Genomic DNA, 16,715 nt, shown 5'->3' with positions numbered 1-16,715 from the left:
GATGAATCCTTTGAAGATCAGTTAAGAGATATCATATATAACTAGACATCCATATTATTACAGTTTGAGATTAGTTCAATTTATTATTGCAATTTAGATCTCTTTTTATTATCTAAATTACTTTTAATATACTTTTACTAAAAAGGAGCTAATAATTTATGATAATTGGAGAAGTTTTAAATAAAGTAGCTAAGGAAAAAGGCAATAAGCTTGTAGCTAGTTGTGAAGGTCAAAAGCTCAGTTATCAGCAGTTGGAAGAAAAATCTAATCAACTAGCAAATGGATTAATTGATTTGGGAGTTGATTTAGAAGATATGGTAAGTATATTCTTACCTAATAGTATTGAATTCTTGATTGCTTACTTTGGAATCATTAAAGCAGGTGCAATAATGGTACCAATGAATATAATGTTTAAATCCTCAGCTGTAGAGTATATTCTAAATAATTCAGAAGCTAAGGTATTAATTACTTCTAAAGATTTTTTAGCAACAATTAAAGAATGCAATTTAAAGTATCTTAAAGAGATAATAATTATTGAGGATGAAAAAATAGAAGGGGCTAGAAATTTAGATGATTTTTTCAAGTGGGATAAGTCCTCCCCTTCAGTAAAGGATTTATCCAAAGAGAATATAGCAGCTTGTTTATATACCTCTGGAACTACAGGAGACCCTAAGGGGGCAATGTTAACCCATCATAATCTGATCTTTGATACCCAAGCTTCGATAGAACATTTACAGGTGGATGAACATGGTAGATATTTATGTGTATTACCTATGTTCCATTCTTTTGCAGAGACTATCTGTATGTTAATGCCTGTTTTTTTAGGAGCAACGATTATAATTATGAAGCATTTTCAGCCTGAAAGTGTTTTGAAAGTTATTCAAGAGGAGCAGATTACCTTCTTTGCAGGGGTGCCTACAATGTATATGGCACTGTTAAATGTTAGAACTAGAGGTGAATATGATACATCAACTTTAGAGATGTGTATTTCTGGAGGAGCTGCAATGCCAGCTAAGACAATGGAGGATTTTGAAAAAGAGTTTAATGTAAAGATTGTTGAAGGTGATGGGCCAACAGAGACTTCGCCAGTTGCTTATGTCAATCCTATAGATGGAGTTAGGAAGATAGGCTCTGTAGGTATAGCTCTGCCTGGAGTAAGGGTAAAGATTGTTAACAAAGAGGATAAAGAGCTTCCTAGAGGGGAGATTGGGGAGATTGCTGTCCAAGGAGATAATGTGATGAAAGGATATTTTAAGAAGCCAGAAGCTACGGATAAGGCCTTGAAAAATGGGTGGCTCCATACTGGGGACTTAGGAAAGATGGATGATGAGGATTATATCTATATTATCGATAGACAGAAGGATATGATCAATGTAGCAGGAATGAATGTCTATCCTCGGGAGATTGAAGAAGCATTGTATAAACATCCTAAAATTAAAGAAGCTGCTGTAGTAGCAATGAAGGATGAATTAAGAGGGGAGGTTCCTAAGGCATTTATTGTTTTAAAGAATGGGCAACAAGCTACAAAAGGTGAGTTTAGAAGCTATTGTATTAATCAGTTTGCTAACTATAAGGTGCCAAAAAAGATTGAGTTTATAGAAGAATTGCCCAAAAATGCAACTGGAAAAATAGATAAGAAGAAATTAAGAAAGAGGGAAGAATTAGTTTATAATTAGTTATAGTTTAAATAAGGGCTAAATGCAATTATTGCATTTAGCCCTTATTTATATAATTTTATTTAGGTAGATATGAGGAGTATTCCTTCCTTAACTTATGTAGATAATTGAGTTTTTCTAAAGATTTTTGTTCATTATCCATGGCAATTGCTACTACCAAAGATTCAACCAAGGCTATAGGAGCAACCATTGAATGAAATTCCCAGACCTCTCCTCGTTCTACATATAGTACAATATCACTTTTATCAACCATTTCAGATATGATTAAATCGGTTATTAAGATTATTCTAAAACCAATCTTCTCTGCATAATCCAAAATTACTTGGGTTTCAGGTAAGACTTTAAAGAAGCCGAAGATAATTACTATATCAGCTTGATTTATATTGATGAGGCTTTCAAGAATTTCCTTTCCACTCTTTGCCATCTTCTCTGTGTTTAATCCAAATCTATTCAAGCGAAAAGAGAGTAAATCTGCCACACTTTCTGCTGGTCCTGGGGCAAAGAGGTAGATATTCTCTGCTGTGAGAATAGTAGTAATTGCTTTATTAAACTCCTCTATAGATAAGTGATTAGCTGTGTTATTAAGATAATCAATAGATCTATTGATTATTTCTGTAGGAATTTCCCTGTCATGCACCTCATTTAAGATAGATTCCATCTTATTAGCAGGGCTTATCTCAAAGTTATTCTTTAAGTGATCTTTAAACTCTTTAAATCCTGAAAAACCAATAGCTATACAGAATCTGGAGATTGTAGCTATGCTAACTTTTATCTCCTGTGATAGCTCATTTAGGGTCATATAAGGAATAACTCTGATATTCTTACAGAAAAAATCAGCAACTTTCTTTTCGCTTTTAGATAAATCTTCTACATTGATATCTATTGTAGAAATCTTCATAAATATCTCTCCTTTTCAAATAAGTCTGTACTAAAGATATTATTATTATAGTACATATAATTAAAAATGTAAATTTTTTTACATAAAAAATATTTTTAAAAAAGTTTTACATTTTATTAACATATAGTTTATACTTTTTTAACATTGAGCTTTTATAATAGAAATTGATAGTAAGGTTATTCTTATAAAAGGGGGAAATAGCAAAGGAAGTTATTAATAATTATTGTTATTTGAAGGTAGATAATCTGGTTAAGAGGCTTATTTGTGTAGATTATAAAATTTATAAAATATTTAAAATTAAGAAGGAGATGAATAGTTATGAATAATAACTCTAAAAAGTTAACGTTGACTCAGTCACAAAAAACGATGGTATTTATCTTGTCAATGGCTTTATTTGGGATGGCAGATTTAATTACAGAGATAGTTCCAGAATTTGCAGTAGGACCTATTGAGTTTTCTGTTTCTTATTTTGCTTTTATCCCATTAACATTATGTATACTTTTTGAGCCATTGTATGCTGCTTTGGGTGCTTGTTTTGGTGAGGTTATTTTTGCAGATTTATTGATGGGTGATTTTGGTGGATTAGGTGAGTTGGAAGGATTTATAGAGTTGGCGATAGGTCTATATGTAGCAGGTCTGTTGGTAAAAGATCCTAAAAATCGTAAGCAGATTGCAATTGCAGTACTGGTAGGTGTAGGAATCGATCAGATGCTTAGTTCAGTAGTAGATATCTCTAAGGTCTGGATTGGGATTGAGAATTTAGAGGCTGTTCCAGGTCTCCCCAAAAGTATTCTGTTGTTAGAAGGGATAAGCTTTGTAAATGAGATGGTGATTACAGGTGTTATATTTGGTCTATTGCCGACTTTATACTTAGTACCTAGATTGCATGGGAAGATTGAACCATTATTAGGCATCAAACCCCGTCAAAAGCTGAAAAACAGTTCTATGGTTGATATAGTTACTCCCAAATTAATTGTTACTTCAGTATTATTTGCTTTTATTGCTGCTATATCAGAGTTTATGTCTGAGATGGATATTAATTTTGGTGTGTGGGAACCAGATTTCTTAGATAAGTATGGTTTAGGCTTTATCTGGATTGGTGTCTTGGCAGCAGGTGTTATCTTTGCTGGTGTTTTAATCTTTATGATGAATAAGGTAGATAAAAAGGATAAGAAAGAGATGGAGAAAGTGGCAGTTTAGTAATTTTTGATTATTTGATTTTAAAGGAATTTAATAGGTATATTGTGATACTTTTGGGAATTGGGAGTCAGGAACCAGTTATCAGTAAAACAGACTGATTCCAGATTCCCGATTCCTGACACGAAAGTTTCGTAATATTATAGATTAATATCTAAATTTAACTTTATATTCTGATGCATAATTAATGTAAGTTAATTATTTAAATACAGTAAGTAGAGGAGAGTAAAAAAGTGAAGGAAATATTAAGGGTTGAAGATTTAACATTTCAATATCCTGGTGCTGATGAGAGGGTTTTGGAGAATGTTAATCTCAAGATTAATGAAGGTGATTTTGTAGCGATTATAGGTAGTAATGGTTCTGGTAAGACGACCTTGTGTAAGACCTTTAATGGACTAATTCCCCATTATCATGTAGGTGATTTTGAGGGTAGAGTTATTGTTGGAAGTGATGATACGACTCAAACTTCAGTCTCTAAATTGGCTCAAAGGGTAGGGTATGTTTATCAGAACTTTGAGGAGCAGTTAGTAAGACCAACTGTTTATGATGAGGTTACTTTTGCCCCTTTGAACTTTGGATTTAAGGATTATAAGAAGAGAGGGCAAGCTGCAATTGAATTGTTAGGATTGGAGCCGATTAAGCATAAGTTTATCTGGGAGTTAAGTGGAGGGCAGAAGCATTTAGTCGCTTTGGCAGGGGTGCTGGCACTAGACCCAGATATCATTATTATAGATGAGCCTGTAGCCCAGCTTGATCCTGCAAATGCAATAGAGATTTATGAAAAGCTAAAGTATTTGAATGAAGAGCATGGAAAAACAATAATTGTAATTGAACACCATACTGAATTTATTGGTGATTATTGTAAGAGTGTAGTGATGATGGGGAGAGGCTATGTAGCATGGCATAAGCCTGTTAAGCAGGCACTATCTAGAATAGACGAATTAAGAGAGAAGAATATCTTTCCTCCTCAGGTAACTCAAGCTGCTTATGAACTATCGGTAAGTAATGACACCTATCCGATTAACTTAGATGAGGGATTGGATTATTTCTCTGATATCTCTAAACCATCATTTACAACTGCAAGAAGGCATAGATTTACCAAGAAGATAGATATAGAGCCTGTGATTACCTTTAATAATGTTAAGCATAGTTATAGAACATTAAGTAAAGATAAGAGGGTAGCTTTGAATAATTTGAATATATCCTTTTATGAGGGCGATAGAGTTGCACTAATTGGTAATAATGGTGCTGGAAAATCGACCTTACTTAAGATGATAACAGGTCTAATTAAGCCCAGCCAAGGAGACGCAATAGTCTGTGGTAATAATACCAGGCAGATATCCTCTGAAGATTTGGCAGAAGAGGTTACTTATATTTATCAGAATCCTGAAGAGATGTTCATCAGTGATAATATCCGCCAAGATATAGAGTATTATCTTAAGTCCAGAAATGAAGAGAATCTTGATGAGTTTGTAGATCAGATTATAGAGACTTTGGGGCTTGAAGAATTACAGGATAGAGATGGTCGTCTATTAAGTGGTGGTCAACAAAGAAGAGCCTCACTTGCTATTGGAACTGCCATGAAGCCATCGGTGATCTTATTAGATGAACCGACAGCAAGTTTAGATATAGTCAGCCGTAAAGAGATGCTAAATATGATTGAGAAGTTGGAAGAATGGGTTAAGACTGTAATTGTAGCTACCCATGATATGCAGTTGGTCTCAGATTGGGCAGATAGGATAATAGTGCTTAATGAAGGGGAGATACTCAAAGATACAGATCAGTATGGTGTCTTTGAAGATGGAGAGCTTTTAAGTAAGACCCATATCAAACCTCCTCAAATTTTGGAATTAAGTAGAAGGTTAAAGATGACCCCGATTGCTTTAAGTGTAGAGGAATTTGTCAATAGATTGGGAGGTGAAGAGGTTGAAGCTATTTAGCGATTTAATAGCTAAGATATCGGTTGAAACTATTAAAATGGAATTGATGAAGACAGCCTATGGAACTGATGATACATTTTTGTCTAAATTAGATTCTAGAATATTGATTGTATGGTATCTGATTTTTGCTATACTTCCTTGGCTTTTCTTTAATAAGACAATTATAATTGGCTTGTTATTATTTATGATTGTGATGGCTAGTATGTCTAAAGTTAGTAAGTTAATAGTGGCATTATTATCATTTAGTCTGATTGCAGAGTTTAGTTCAATCTTTATTGTATCCTACTTTTTTGGTGGGGGAGTAGAGAGTATAGGACCCTTAATTTTGCTAAGTACGAAACTAGTTATTATTGCTTTAGCCAGTATTTCCATATTTACTAGTATGGACCCTGAGAAATTTAGTGATGCATTATTGAGTTTTGGACTTTCAGGAAGATACTGTTTTGGAGTCTCCTATGGTTACAGGATTTTACCACTATTATTTGAAGAGTATAATAATATCTTTAATTCCTTTAGATTAAGAGGTAAGATGCCAGAGCAGAAAGGTTTTTTAGGTTGGCGTTCTATCTATTATTATCTTAAGATAATAATTCTTGGCTTTTATCCAATGATATTAAATACAGCTAAACGGATTCGCACCACTGTAGAGGCTTTGGAGTTAAAAGGCTTTACTTATTCTTTGGATAATGAAGAGGTTAAGAAGCTTAAGCTGTCATATATGAAGGTAGGTAAGCAGGATATATTATTTTTAGCATCATCTATCTGCATAGTTGCAATAATTATTACAATTGGTAAAATTTATCCTTTATAGAGAGGTGGAGTAGAAGATGTATATGGATTTTCATTGTCATACTAAGTTATCTAAGAAGTTTGAGTTTGAATTGGAGCGATTTAAGAGTATAATCGAGACTGCTAAAAAGAATGGTTTGGATGCAATTGCTTTAACGGAACACTTTCATACAGTCAATTTCTATGAGATTTATAAGACTTTAGATAGAAATTATGAGTACAAAGATGATTATTATGATGTTGATGGTTTTAAGGTCTTTTGTGGGATGGAGGTTGATATTAAGGAGAATGGTCATATTATAATAGTAGGTAGAAAAGAGGACCTATTAGATTTAAGAGGACTATTTCCTAAAGTGATAACAGAGAATGATTTTCCAACCTTAGAGTATCTAGTAACTGAAGCTGAAAAGCGTAATCTGATTAAGATTGGTGCACATCCTGCTAAGAAGAGTAAGTATTTGATGAATATGAATCCTAATTTATTAAAGGGGTTAGATGGATTGGGCTTAAATGGTAAGTGTTTGAATCTAAGGTTTAAGGTTGCTGACTTATCTGAGACAATTGGAGTTCCTCTGATAGCAGGTAGTGATACCCATCATGTCTTGCACATGGGAACAGTCAAAAACAATTTCTATAATGATCATAATACGATTGCTGGAATTAAAGAAGCAATTAAGAATAGAGAGTTTGAGACAGTTATCACCAGAGGGGCTAAATTAAAAGCTGCTGCTGGTCAAGTTGCTAAAAAGGTAGCCAAGCGTTTAAAAGAGATCAAGGAGTCAAAAGCAGTTTAGTTTGGAAATAAGTTATTTTTAAAGTAAAACTTAATGGATATAGTGCGACACTTTCGTGTCAGGAATCAGGAATCTGGAACCAGTGTTTATAACTGATTCCTGACTCCTGATTCCAGATTCCTGAAAGTGTCGCCTTATCTCGATATAGCATCATATCTCGATTTAATTCTAGAATTGGATGTAGGTATTGGTTTAGGGAGGGTAAGAGATTGAGAAACTTTAATTGGCAGCAGAAGGTGAAGGATTTAAAAGCAGAGTTATATATTCTCTATTATGCATACAAAGATCCAAGGGTCTTTTGGTATTTAAAGTTATTTATTCTTCTGATATTAGGTTATGCCTTAAGTCCTATTGATTTAATCCCAGATTTCATTCCTATTTTAGGCTATTTAGATGATTTTTTATTATTGCCTATTGGAATTATTTTAGCTATAAAATTAATTCCTGATAACCTCTATCAAGAGTTTAAAAAAGATGCAGAAATAAGTATGGATAATCGGTTCAGTAGATTTGGCGGATTATTGGTTATCATAGCATGGACACTTGTAATTTTATTGGTTATCTTTATGATGTTAAGGTGAGTTAAGTTAGGGTTTATGGTTTGATGATGACAATTTATGATTGATATATGATTTAATTTGCTCATAGACTTGTCTGGCTTTGGCTGAGGGGGGCAAGGTTATAAACAGCTTATCTATATATTCTCTTTTTTCAATGATTTCGAGACTCTTTTGAAAGTTTATGTCATAAACCCAGCCCATTTGTGTTAATTTTAAATCATTTAATGTTTTTAAATCTTTATAATCAACAGGCTTTTCTGCTATTATCTGTTGGCAGATAGAGTCAGAAATATTACCTTTAGAAGTTAAGCCTAAGCCCACAACTTTATTATTATCTTTTTGTTTATAATCATCAATTACAACTCTCCAGATATCTAATTTATCGGCATCACGAATTAATTTGCTATAAAGTAATACCTTGTCAGTCTCATCTTCAGGTAAATTCATCTTATTATGATAAGATATAGCCTTTAAAATTAGCTGAGAAGATTCTTGAGAAATTTCTGCTAATAGATCATTCTCTAAGATGATTTTAACTGCTAGTTTGGCATGATCCTCTGATTTAGCATCTGAAAAGGTCTTATAGCGCTTATATTGTTCAAATCTTCCTAAGTCATGGAATAGTGCTGTTATTTTAGCAAGATATAGTTCTTCTGTTGATAGTATCTCTTCTCCTATATTAGTTATTAATTCAACAACTTTATAGGTATGCTCAAATTTTAAATCGATATTTCTTTGGTCAGTAGGATTTGGGAAGGAGTAAGTACTTACATATTTATTAAACCATCTTTTTAAAGTTAAAAATATCTCTTCATTCATTATGGATTCCTCCTCTTATATTATTAGCTCTCTTTAATTGTATAGCTTAGCTTGTGCTTAGGCAAGGGGAGATAGAGAAATATTAACTTTCTTGTGAGAGAGAGGAAGTGATGCAGCTTAGAGATATTACGACACTTTTAGGAATCTGGAATCAGTTATCAGGAACCTGTAAACTATACTGATTCCAGATTCCTGGTTCCCGACACGAAAGTGTCGCAATATACTCATTAAGAGTTACTATTCTGGTTAAAAAGAATCTTTATGTTAATTTCTTATAAATAAAATAGATGGTCTGGTTTATTTTTGATATAATGGTTATAATTATGGTGATAGAAATTAGAGAGATCTTCTCTAATATTAGATATTATCTTATAGTTAAAGGTTAAATTAATTGATACTTTAGAAAGGATGATAACAGTGAAAGAACCATTAATTATGACACCTGGACCAACCTATGTCGATGAAGAGGTAAGGGATGCTTTGGCTAAGCCTATAACTAATCCTGACATAGACCCAGATTTTTATGAGTATTATCGGGCTACCTGTGCAAAGCTACAGAAGCTGATGAATACTGAAAATCAAGTACTTATCTTGAGTGGAGAGGGGATATTAGGTCTTGAAGCTGCTTGTGCTTCTCTAATTGAGCCTGGAGATAAGGTATTATGTATCGATAATGGGATTTTTGGCAATGGCTTTGGTGACTTTGCTAAAATATATGGAGCTGAAGTGAGCTATTTTAAAGCTGATTACCGTAAAGCTATTGATCCTCAGAAATTAAAAGAATTTTTAGAGGAGAATCATGACTTTAAACTGGCTACTTTAGTCCATTGTGAGACACCTTCAGGAATAAGCAATCCAGTAGAGCAAATCTGCCCTTTATTGAAAAACTATGGGATTATTACAGTAGTCGATTCAGTTTCAGCTATCGGTGGTGAGCGATTAGAGTCAGATAAGTGGGGAATGGATATTGTTTTGGGCGGTTCCCAGAAGTGTCTATCTGCTCCTCCAGGATTGACTTTTCTAAGTATAAGTCAAACTGCTTGGAAAGTAATCTTAAATAGAAAAGCACCAATTGCTAGCTTTTATTGTAATTTAGCAATTTGGAAGGATTGGTATGAGAAGCAGTGGTTTCCTTATACCCAACCGATCAGTGACATCTATGGATTAAGAGTAGCAGTAGAGAGGTGGCTAGAGGAGGATAATCCAATTGCTAAACACGCTAAAATAGCCAATGCTGTTAGAGAGAGTTTAGTCAGTGGAGGATTAGAGCTATACCCTCTAGATGGCTTCTCAAATACTGTCACTACTATTAAGATACCTCAAGGAATTACCTATCAGGATATTTACGACCAGATGCTAAAGGAACATAATATTATGATAACTGGAGCCTTTGGATTTTTGCAGGATAAGGTGATTCGAATTGGTCATATGGGTGAGAACTGTTATGAAGAGAAGCTTTATTTAACTCTAAAAGCTCTTGATCTGACCTTGCGTAGTTTAGGAGTTGAGTTAAAGGGAGAGTTAGATAAATTATTTGTCGCAGCTATGAAGTCATAGAAACTAGTAAAATTATTATAAAGGTTAGAGAAGCCCTACTGTCAAGTAGGGCTTCTTATCTAATATCCATTTTTAAAGCTAACGATATTATCTAAAGGTTGTTCTTCTATATAATTTTGTAAGTTCTGACTAAAGATATCGTATAATCGCTCTGTATTAGTGGGTGAGTAGCCAGAACAGTGGGGTGTGATGATTACATTATCCAATCTCCATAGAGGATTATCAGCAGGTAATGGTTCAGGTGTAGTAACATCTAAGCCTGCTCCTGCTATCCATCCTTCAGTTAAGGCCTTGATTAAATTATCTTGTATAATTAATCCTCCCCGACCAACGTTAACCAAAAAGGCATCATCCTTCATTAGTTTTAATTCTTTCTCTGAAATTATTCCTTCAGTGGCCTCTGTCAGTGGTAAGGTTAGAATGACATAATCTGACCTCTGTAGTACTGTTTCAATATCAGCTTGACTATATAATTTATCTATATAAGCAGGTGTTTTTGTTAAGGTTCTTTTGACTGCTAGCACTTTAGCACCTAAAGCCTTAGCACGCCTGGCAATCGCTCTTCCCAAATCACCTAAACCGATTATTCCAAAGGTAGAGCCATAAATATCCTTTCTGGGACTAATGGAATTCCATTTCTGTTCTTCTTTCTGTTTAAGATATAGTGGTAGGTTCTTATTAAATGCCAAAATCATCCCTAATACATGTTCAGCAATGGGTAGACCATAAACACCACTAGAATTAGTTAATTTAATATCTTGATTCTGATATAAACTCTGATCTATGTATTTACTTGCACCAGCACTAGGCAGGTGTAACCATTTTAACTTTTTTGCCTTCCTTAAATCCTCTTCTTTAGGCCAACCAAAGATTATTTCTGCTTTTTTGAGTATATCTGTTGAGACTTTATCTGAGTTAACATTGCTAATTATAGCCTGAGGAGCAATTTCTTTTAATTGAGATAATTGTTTTTGACTAAATTTTGCATCAAACATAATCAAAATTTCAAGATTATTATCCATTTGAGTTTTTCCTCCTTCTATTTATTATAATTATAGACTAACTTAATTATGTTTTCCAATCAATTTAATATATAAATCTAAGAATATATTATATTCAATAAAAAGAAGAGAAGATAATATATTCTTAGATTTCAATAGAGATAAGGGTTTAGAAGGTTTTATTTTACTAAAAAGAGCAATTAATTGCTCTTTTTGATTTTAAAAAACCATCTATAATATTTATTAGAGAGGTAAAAAGTTGTACATAGAGATAACCATGTCCAATACCAATGCCAATTATGATATTCGATTAATTCTGTGTATCTTTCTAAGACAACTTCTATCAAAGTTATTGTAGAGACATATGAAAAATAATAACATAACTTTCTGAACAAACCTTTTTCAAAAGGATAGTATAGATTAAACAGAATAGAAATAGCTGGGAAAATAAAATATTCAAAAGTAAAACTAGTTCTTGCTGCATAAGCAAAGAGTCGCTGGGGATAACTTATTAATTTATGTTCTACTACTATAAATCCAAGCAACCATGTCATTACCTGCTTAAAAAGAAAGATAACCTGTGCCTCACGAATTTTATCCTTAGAGACATATTTAATCAACAAAAATATAAGAACAATATATGATAGGATCAATATAATTAGCTCTAAGCTCATCTATTAGTCTCCTTAAATTATATATTAATTATTATAGGTATTTGAATTCAAAATGAAACTTAATGGATATATTGGGACTGTTTTGGGAATATCCCCCACCTAACCTCCCCTACGAGTTTTTAAAAGACCAAAAACTCTTCATGGAATCTCAATTTTTAAATGTCCTCCTTAAAAGGGGAGGAACAAAAAGAAGTTAAAGTCCTCTCCCTGTCAGGGAGAGGATTTAGGAGAGGGTGACACACTCACACTCATAGCTTACACTCGACACAAAGTGTCGTAATCTCCTTATAAAAAGAGACTATTTATATTAATATTGTGCTATTTAAGAAGATTTATTCTTTTATACATTATATTCAATTTATGAACTCTACATATTTTATCTTGTTTAGAAGAAAACTAAAAAATGTCAATGATTTTCTTGACAATCAATCATTCTTATGGCATAATTGTTAGTAACAATAACTATTATCAATAAAATATATTGTTATCTTTTTAAGCATCTTAAATAATAATTAGGAGGGATTTATATGTCATTAGTAGGAAAAGAAGTATTACCATTTAAAGCACAAGCTTATCAAAAGGGTGAATTTTTAGAGGTTACAGAAGAAAACTTTAAAGGGAACTGGAGTGTAGTTGTATTCTATCCAGCTGACTTTACCTTTGTATGCCCTACAGAATTAGAGGATTTGCAGAATGAATATCAAAATTTAAAAGATCTTGGAGTTGAAGTATATTCTGTTTCAACAGATACTCACTTTACACATAAAGCATGGCATGATAATTCAGAAACTATCGGAAAGATTGAGTACATAATGATTGGAGATCCATCCCATACTCTTTCTCGAAACTTTGACGTTCTTATTGAAGAAGATGGTCTTGCTGATCGTGGTACCTTTATTATTGATCCAGATGGCGTGGTTCAAGGAGTAGAAATCAATGCAGGTAATATGGGAAGGGATGCAAGTGCCCTTGTCAGCAAAATCAAAGCAGCTCAATATGTAAGAAATAATCCAGGAGAGGTTTGCCCTGCTAAATGGAAAGAAGGTAGTAAAACTCTTAAACCAAGTCTTGATCTTGTAGGAAAAATTTAAGGAGTTGGTTAAATGGTGTTAGATGCAGAGATAAAAGCACAATTAAATGAATACCTTCGATTGCTGGAAGGTGATGTGCTACTTAAAGTGAGTGTTGGAGCTGATCAGGTATCCAAGGAGATGCTCGCTTTGGTTGAGGAATTATCCGACCTTTCTCCAAAGATTAAGGTAGAGAAGAGCACTATGCCAAGAACACCCAGTTTTAGTGTAAATCGTGTTGGAGAAGATACTGGAATTACCTTTGCTGGCATTCCTCTAGGCCATGAATTTACTTCATTGGTCTTAGCTTTACTACAGGTAAGTGGTAGAGCACCAAAGGTTGAACAGAGGGTCATTGACCAGATTAAAAATATTAAAGGTGAATATAACTTTGAAACATATATTAGTTTAAGTTGTCACAACTGTCCTGATGTGGTGCAGGCATTAAACTTGATGAGTATTCTTAATCCGAGGATCACCCATACTATGGTTGATGGAGGAACTTTCAAAGATGAGGTAGAAGCTAAAGATATCTTAGCTGTTCCTGCTGTCTACTTGAATGGAGAATTCTTTGAAAGTGGTCGGATGTCTCTTGACGAGATTCTAAACAAGCTGGGCAGTGGCATGGATGGCTCAGAGTTTAGCGATAAAGACCCTTATGATGTATTGATTATTGGTGGTGGTCCTGCCGGTGTAAGTGCAGCCATTTATGCAGCCCGTAAAGGTATTCGCACAGGTATTGTTGCTGAGCGTTTTGGCGGTCAGGTCATGGATACCTTGGGTATTGAGAATTTTATCAGTGTAAAACATACCGAAGGCCCTAAGTTGGTAGCAAGTCTTGAAGAGCATGTAAGAGATTACGATATTGATGTAATGAAATCACAACGTGCCAAGGAACTGCAAAAGAATGAGTTCATTGAGGTTGAACTTGAAAATGGTGCTATTCTCAAAGGTAAGACTGCAATCATTTCAACTGGAGCTCGGTGGCGTAAGCTAGGTATAGCTGGGGAAGATAAGTTTAAGAACAAAGGTGTGGCTTACTGTCCCCATTGTGACGGACCGATGTTCCAAGGAAAGAATGTAGCTGTCATTGGTGGAGGTAATTCTGGTGTGGAGGCAGCAATCGACTTAGCAGGTATTGTCAACCATGTAACAGTCCTTGAGTTTATGCCAGAGTTAAAAGCCGATGAAGTACTACAAAAGCGTCTTTACAGCCTTGATAATGTCACTGTCCTCAAAAATGTAGAAAGTAAAGAGATTACAGGTGCCAATAAGGTAGAGGGTATTATATATACTGATCGTGAGACAGAAGAAAGCCATCACCTTGAGTTAGCCGGTGTGTTTGTTCAGATTGGTCTTATCCCCAATACCGATTGGTTAAAAGATACAGTAGAACGTAATCGTTTTGGTGAGATTGTTGTTGATGGACATGGGTCTACAAGCTTAGCTGGGGTATTTGCGGCTGGAGATTGTACTCATAGTCCTTATAAACAAATCGTTATTTCTATGGGGTCAGGTGCTACTGCAGCCCTAGGTGCCTTTGACTATTTAATCAGAAGTGAATAGAATATCTTAGTATATAAAAAGTCGCTTACTACCATTATAGGTGTAAGCGACTTTTTATATCTCTCTTATTTTTTGCTTAAAACATCAAAAAATAAAAAAACCTCTGAAATTCTAGAGGTTACAAGGGATTCAGAGTTCTCATGTTTGAGTTATTAAATTAAGTGGTACCGAAGGTGGGACTCGAACCCACAAGGCCACTAGGACCATTGGATTTTGAATCCAACGCGTCTGCCAATTCCGCCACTTCGGCACAAATTAAATTGTTAATTTCCTTAACGACAATTAATATAATAACATACTAATTAATTTAATGCAAGGATTTTTTAATAAAGTTTATTGGAATTAGGAGTTGGGTGGTTAGATGGATAGGTGGGTTCGTTAAACTTCCAACTACCTAAACTCTAACCACCAAATTATCTGTTATCAGTAATTAGTTATCTATTAAGATAACAAACTGCTATTACTCATAATTGCCTTTAACCCAGCTGTAAGTGCAGTGTTTTTACCAATCTCTTTGGCTTTCTCCCAATCTTTATTATAAGCTGCTTCGATTAATTCTATTGGAAGGTTAGTATTGATAGAAATAGCTTCTACTAATCTAGCTTGAGCTGATTCTTCAAGACCATCCCAATCTTGAGTAAAGATAGCTTGTACCTCTCCAATAGTTAATCCTTGCTCTAATAAGGTCATAGTAACCTCTTGCTTTAATCTAGGAGTAACAGCCTCCCAGTCACCTTCAGCGATTGAAAGCAACTCTTCACCACTTAGGATATTACCTGTTAAGCCACTTACCTTAGTAGCGACATCATCTTTGGTAATCAATCCATAAGCTTTTAGATAGCTTACATTTTTATACTTATCTAAGATAACAAAAGCTTCATCAGAGACAAGCATCTTCTCTAAGTTAACTATCTGATTGTTTCTACCGATTAAAGGAGTTGATCCTAAGCTTAAGTTTCTAATTTGATTACCAGCTTTGATTTTAACCTGTCTAGAGATAGGATAAGTTTCAATAATCTGTCCTTTAACTACCTCTAAGTTACCTAAATTAGCAATTAACTTGGCACTTTCTGCTCTAGTAACATTATTATTTGGTTTGAAGTTACCATCTGGGTAACCATTAATGATGTTTAATCTAGTAGCAAGTGCAATGAAATTACTTGCCCAGTGATTATTTTCTACATCAAAGTAGAAATTACTATCAAACTCAATAGCATTCTGGTCATTATTTAACTCTAAGCTACGAGCTAACATAGTAATAATCTCTGCTCTAGTAATTGGATTATATGGTCTAAAGGTCTTATCAGGATATCCTGTAATAATTCCTTTTTCAACCAATGCTGAGATATAACCCTTTGCAGAGTGATTGCTAATGTCAGTCAGATCTGTATCCAGAGTTGTGTTCAAATTTAGAGCCTTAGCTAGAGAGTAAGCAAATTCACCTCTAGTAATTGCTTGATTAGGTTTGAAGTTTCCATCATCATATACATGCATAACACCTCTATCTAATAGAGGACTGATATATTCTAAGGCCCAGTGATTTTGTGAAACGTCTTGTGGTCGATAAGCCATAGCTGGGACTGCTAATGTCATTAATACAGTTAGAACTAAAATACTTGTTACGATTCTTTTATTCATCGTAAGCACTCCTTTCATGTTTTGTTTGATTGTATATCAAAATATTAACATATATTTACGAAAATATCCATAGAATCCTCTTTGTAATTTATGGAAAACTTAATATGGTTATTAAAAATAATAAATAGATTTAATAATTTTGGATTAGATATAGTTGAGATACATTTACTTTTTAAAAGTAGTCAAAATCTTAGGTTCCGCCTAAGGGCGGGTTACGTTTTTCCTTGATGAAAAAGTAACCAAAAAATCAAGAAGAAAATTAAACTCACTACGCAACCAAAATACTAGTTATTATCAATCAATAGATTCTTTAGTTAAGATTTTATTTAACTCTAAATTTATAGTTCAATTTTTGCTTCGTTCAAACATTAATTTTCTTCATTTAAAGACCCTAACTGCTAATATATATTATTAAGTAAAAAGTTTCCCAGTATATTTATGATTAAACTGCAGAAACCAATATTTTACAACCATTTCGTTCCATGAAATTACAATAACATACTCTTGGTTTATTAGATTTTAAAATATGCTTTTTT

14 protein-coding genes and 1 tRNA gene are annotated in these 16,715 nt (G+C 33.7%); 9 read left to right on the top strand and 6 right to left on the bottom strand.

The window, feature by feature from the left end:
• Positions 1-158: 158 nt before the first annotated feature.
• Positions 159-1,676 carry a long-chain-fatty-acid--CoA ligase gene (locus ACTCDL_RS07785; protein WP_463175594.1) on the top strand — a complete coding sequence of 506 codons (1,518 nt, stop codon included), beginning with the start codon at positions 159-161 and terminating at the stop codon, positions 1,674-1,676.
• A 58-nt stretch (positions 1,677-1,734) separates the two neighbouring features.
• On the opposite strand, the gene ACTCDL_RS07780 is transcribed toward ACTCDL_RS07785, so the two are convergent.
• A complete protein-coding gene (locus ACTCDL_RS07780; RefSeq protein WP_463175592.1) occupies positions 1,735-2,574 on the bottom strand; it encodes a MurR/RpiR family transcriptional regulator in 840 nt (279 codons plus the stop codon).
• A gap of 318 nt (positions 2,575-2,892) precedes the next feature.
• Here ACTCDL_RS07780 and ACTCDL_RS07775 point away from each other — a divergent pair, with 318 nt between their 5' ends.
• From ACTCDL_RS07775 to ACTCDL_RS07755, 5 genes are all read left to right on the top strand, one after another.
• On the top strand, positions 2,893-3,774 hold the full coding sequence (locus ACTCDL_RS07775) for a cell division protein FtsQ (protein ID WP_463175591.1): 882 nt from the start codon (positions 2,893-2,895) through the stop codon (positions 3,772-3,774).
• A gap of 230 nt (positions 3,775-4,004) precedes the next feature.
• Positions 4,005-5,711: an ABC transporter ATP-binding protein gene (locus ACTCDL_RS07770; protein ID WP_463175590.1), complete on the top strand. Its 1,707-nt coding sequence runs from the start codon at positions 4,005-4,007 to the stop codon at positions 5,709-5,711.
• A complete protein-coding gene (locus ACTCDL_RS07765) occupies positions 5,698-6,522 on the top strand; it encodes an energy-coupling factor transporter transmembrane component T family protein (RefSeq protein ID WP_463175588.1) in 825 nt (274 codons plus the stop codon). The genes ACTCDL_RS07770 and ACTCDL_RS07765 overlap by 14 nt, the downstream gene beginning before the upstream one ends.
• Before the next feature lie 16 nt (positions 6,523-6,538).
• Positions 6,539-7,294, top strand: a complete 756-nt coding sequence (locus ACTCDL_RS07760; protein ID WP_463175586.1) for a PHP domain-containing protein — start codon at positions 6,539-6,541, stop codon at positions 7,292-7,294.
• Positions 7,295-7,503: 209 nt separating this feature from the next.
• Positions 7,504-7,875 carry a YkvA family protein gene (locus tag ACTCDL_RS07755; RefSeq protein WP_463175585.1) on the top strand — a complete coding sequence of 124 codons (372 nt, stop codon included), beginning with the start codon at positions 7,504-7,506 and terminating at the stop codon, positions 7,873-7,875.
• A gap of 6 nt (positions 7,876-7,881) precedes the next feature.
• Here ACTCDL_RS07755 and ACTCDL_RS07750 read toward each other — a convergent pair whose 3' ends face one another.
• Complete coding sequence (locus ACTCDL_RS07750) at positions 7,882-8,673, bottom strand: HD domain-containing protein (RefSeq protein ID WP_463175584.1); 792 nt, start codon at positions 8,671-8,673, stop codon at positions 7,882-7,884.
• A gap of 417 nt (positions 8,674-9,090) precedes the next feature.
• On the opposite strand from ACTCDL_RS07750, the gene ACTCDL_RS07745 reads away from it, so the two are divergent.
• Positions 9,091-10,230: a pyridoxal-phosphate-dependent aminotransferase family protein gene (locus ACTCDL_RS07745; RefSeq protein WP_463175583.1), complete on the top strand. Its 1,140-nt coding sequence runs from the start codon at positions 9,091-9,093 to the stop codon at positions 10,228-10,230.
• Positions 10,231-10,289: 59 nt separating this feature from the next.
• On the opposite strand, the gene ACTCDL_RS07740 is transcribed toward ACTCDL_RS07745, so the two are convergent.
• Both ACTCDL_RS07740 and ACTCDL_RS07735 read right to left on the bottom strand, forming a co-directional pair.
• On the bottom strand, positions 10,290-11,252 hold the full coding sequence (locus ACTCDL_RS07740) for a D-2-hydroxyacid dehydrogenase (RefSeq protein WP_463175582.1): 963 nt from the start codon (positions 11,250-11,252) through the stop codon (positions 10,290-10,292).
• Positions 11,253-11,431: 179 nt separating this feature from the next.
• The gene (locus tag ACTCDL_RS07735) at positions 11,432-11,905 is read right to left on the bottom strand and encodes a CBO0543 family protein (protein WP_463175581.1); all 474 of its coding nucleotides are present in this window, start codon (positions 11,903-11,905) and stop codon (positions 11,432-11,434) included.
• A gap of 527 nt (positions 11,906-12,432) precedes the next feature.
• Between ACTCDL_RS07735 and ahpC the strand changes: the two genes are divergently transcribed.
• Together ahpC and ahpF are read left to right on the top strand one after the other, a co-directional pair.
• A complete protein-coding gene (gene ahpC, locus ACTCDL_RS07730; protein WP_097017596.1) occupies positions 12,433-12,996 on the top strand; it encodes an alkyl hydroperoxide reductase subunit C in 564 nt (187 codons plus the stop codon).
• 12 nt (positions 12,997-13,008) lie between these two features.
• Positions 13,009-14,541 carry an alkyl hydroperoxide reductase subunit F gene (gene ahpF / locus ACTCDL_RS07725; RefSeq protein ID WP_463175580.1) on the top strand — a complete coding sequence of 511 codons (1,533 nt, stop codon included), beginning with the start codon at positions 13,009-13,011 and terminating at the stop codon, positions 14,539-14,541.
• Between the two features lie 162 nt (positions 14,542-14,703).
• Here ahpF and ACTCDL_RS07720 read toward each other — a convergent pair.
• Both ACTCDL_RS07720 and ACTCDL_RS07715 read right to left on the bottom strand, forming a co-directional pair.
• Positions 14,704-14,791 (bottom strand) — tRNA-Leu (locus ACTCDL_RS07720).
• Between the two features lie 191 nt (positions 14,792-14,982).
• On the bottom strand, positions 14,983-16,179 hold the full coding sequence (locus tag ACTCDL_RS07715; RefSeq protein WP_463175579.1) for an S-layer homology domain-containing protein: 1,197 nt from the start codon (positions 16,177-16,179) through the stop codon (positions 14,983-14,985).
• Positions 16,180-16,715: the final 536 nt, after the last annotated feature.

The organism is Orenia sp. (genome assembly GCF_055140805.1).
The sequence above is the reverse complement of the archived record's forward strand: the minus strand, read 5'-3'. Positions and strand labels throughout refer to the sequence as shown.

Coding starts and splice junctions, on each gene's coding strand:
- ahpF (WP_463175580.1), top strand. CDS start 13,009: ATGGTGTTAGATGCAGAGATAAAAGCACAATTAAATGAATACCTTCGA.
- ACTCDL_RS07775 (WP_463175591.1), top strand. CDS start 2,893: ATGAATAATAACTCTAAAAAGTTAACGTTGACTCAGTCACAAAAAACG.
- ACTCDL_RS07735 (WP_463175581.1), bottom strand. CDS start 11,905: ATGAGCTTAGAGCTAATTATATTGATCCTATCATATATTGTTCTTATA.
- ACTCDL_RS07715 (WP_463175579.1), bottom strand. CDS start 16,179: ATGAATAAAAGAATCGTAACAAGTATTTTAGTTCTAACTGTATTAATG.
- ahpC (WP_097017596.1), top strand. CDS start 12,433: ATGTCATTAGTAGGAAAAGAAGTATTACCATTTAAAGCACAAGCTTAT.
- ACTCDL_RS07760 (WP_463175586.1), top strand. CDS start 6,539: ATGTATATGGATTTTCATTGTCATACTAAGTTATCTAAGAAGTTTGAG.
- ACTCDL_RS07785 (WP_463175594.1), top strand. CDS start 159: ATGATAATTGGAGAAGTTTTAAATAAAGTAGCTAAGGAAAAAGGCAAT.
- ACTCDL_RS07740 (WP_463175582.1), bottom strand. CDS start 11,252: ATGGATAATAATCTTGAAATTTTGATTATGTTTGATGCAAAATTTAGT.
- ACTCDL_RS07750 (WP_463175584.1), bottom strand. CDS start 8,673: ATGAATGAAGAGATATTTTTAACTTTAAAAAGATGGTTTAATAAATAT.
- ACTCDL_RS07780 (WP_463175592.1), bottom strand. CDS start 2,574: ATGAAGATTTCTACAATAGATATCAATGTAGAAGATTTATCTAAAAGC.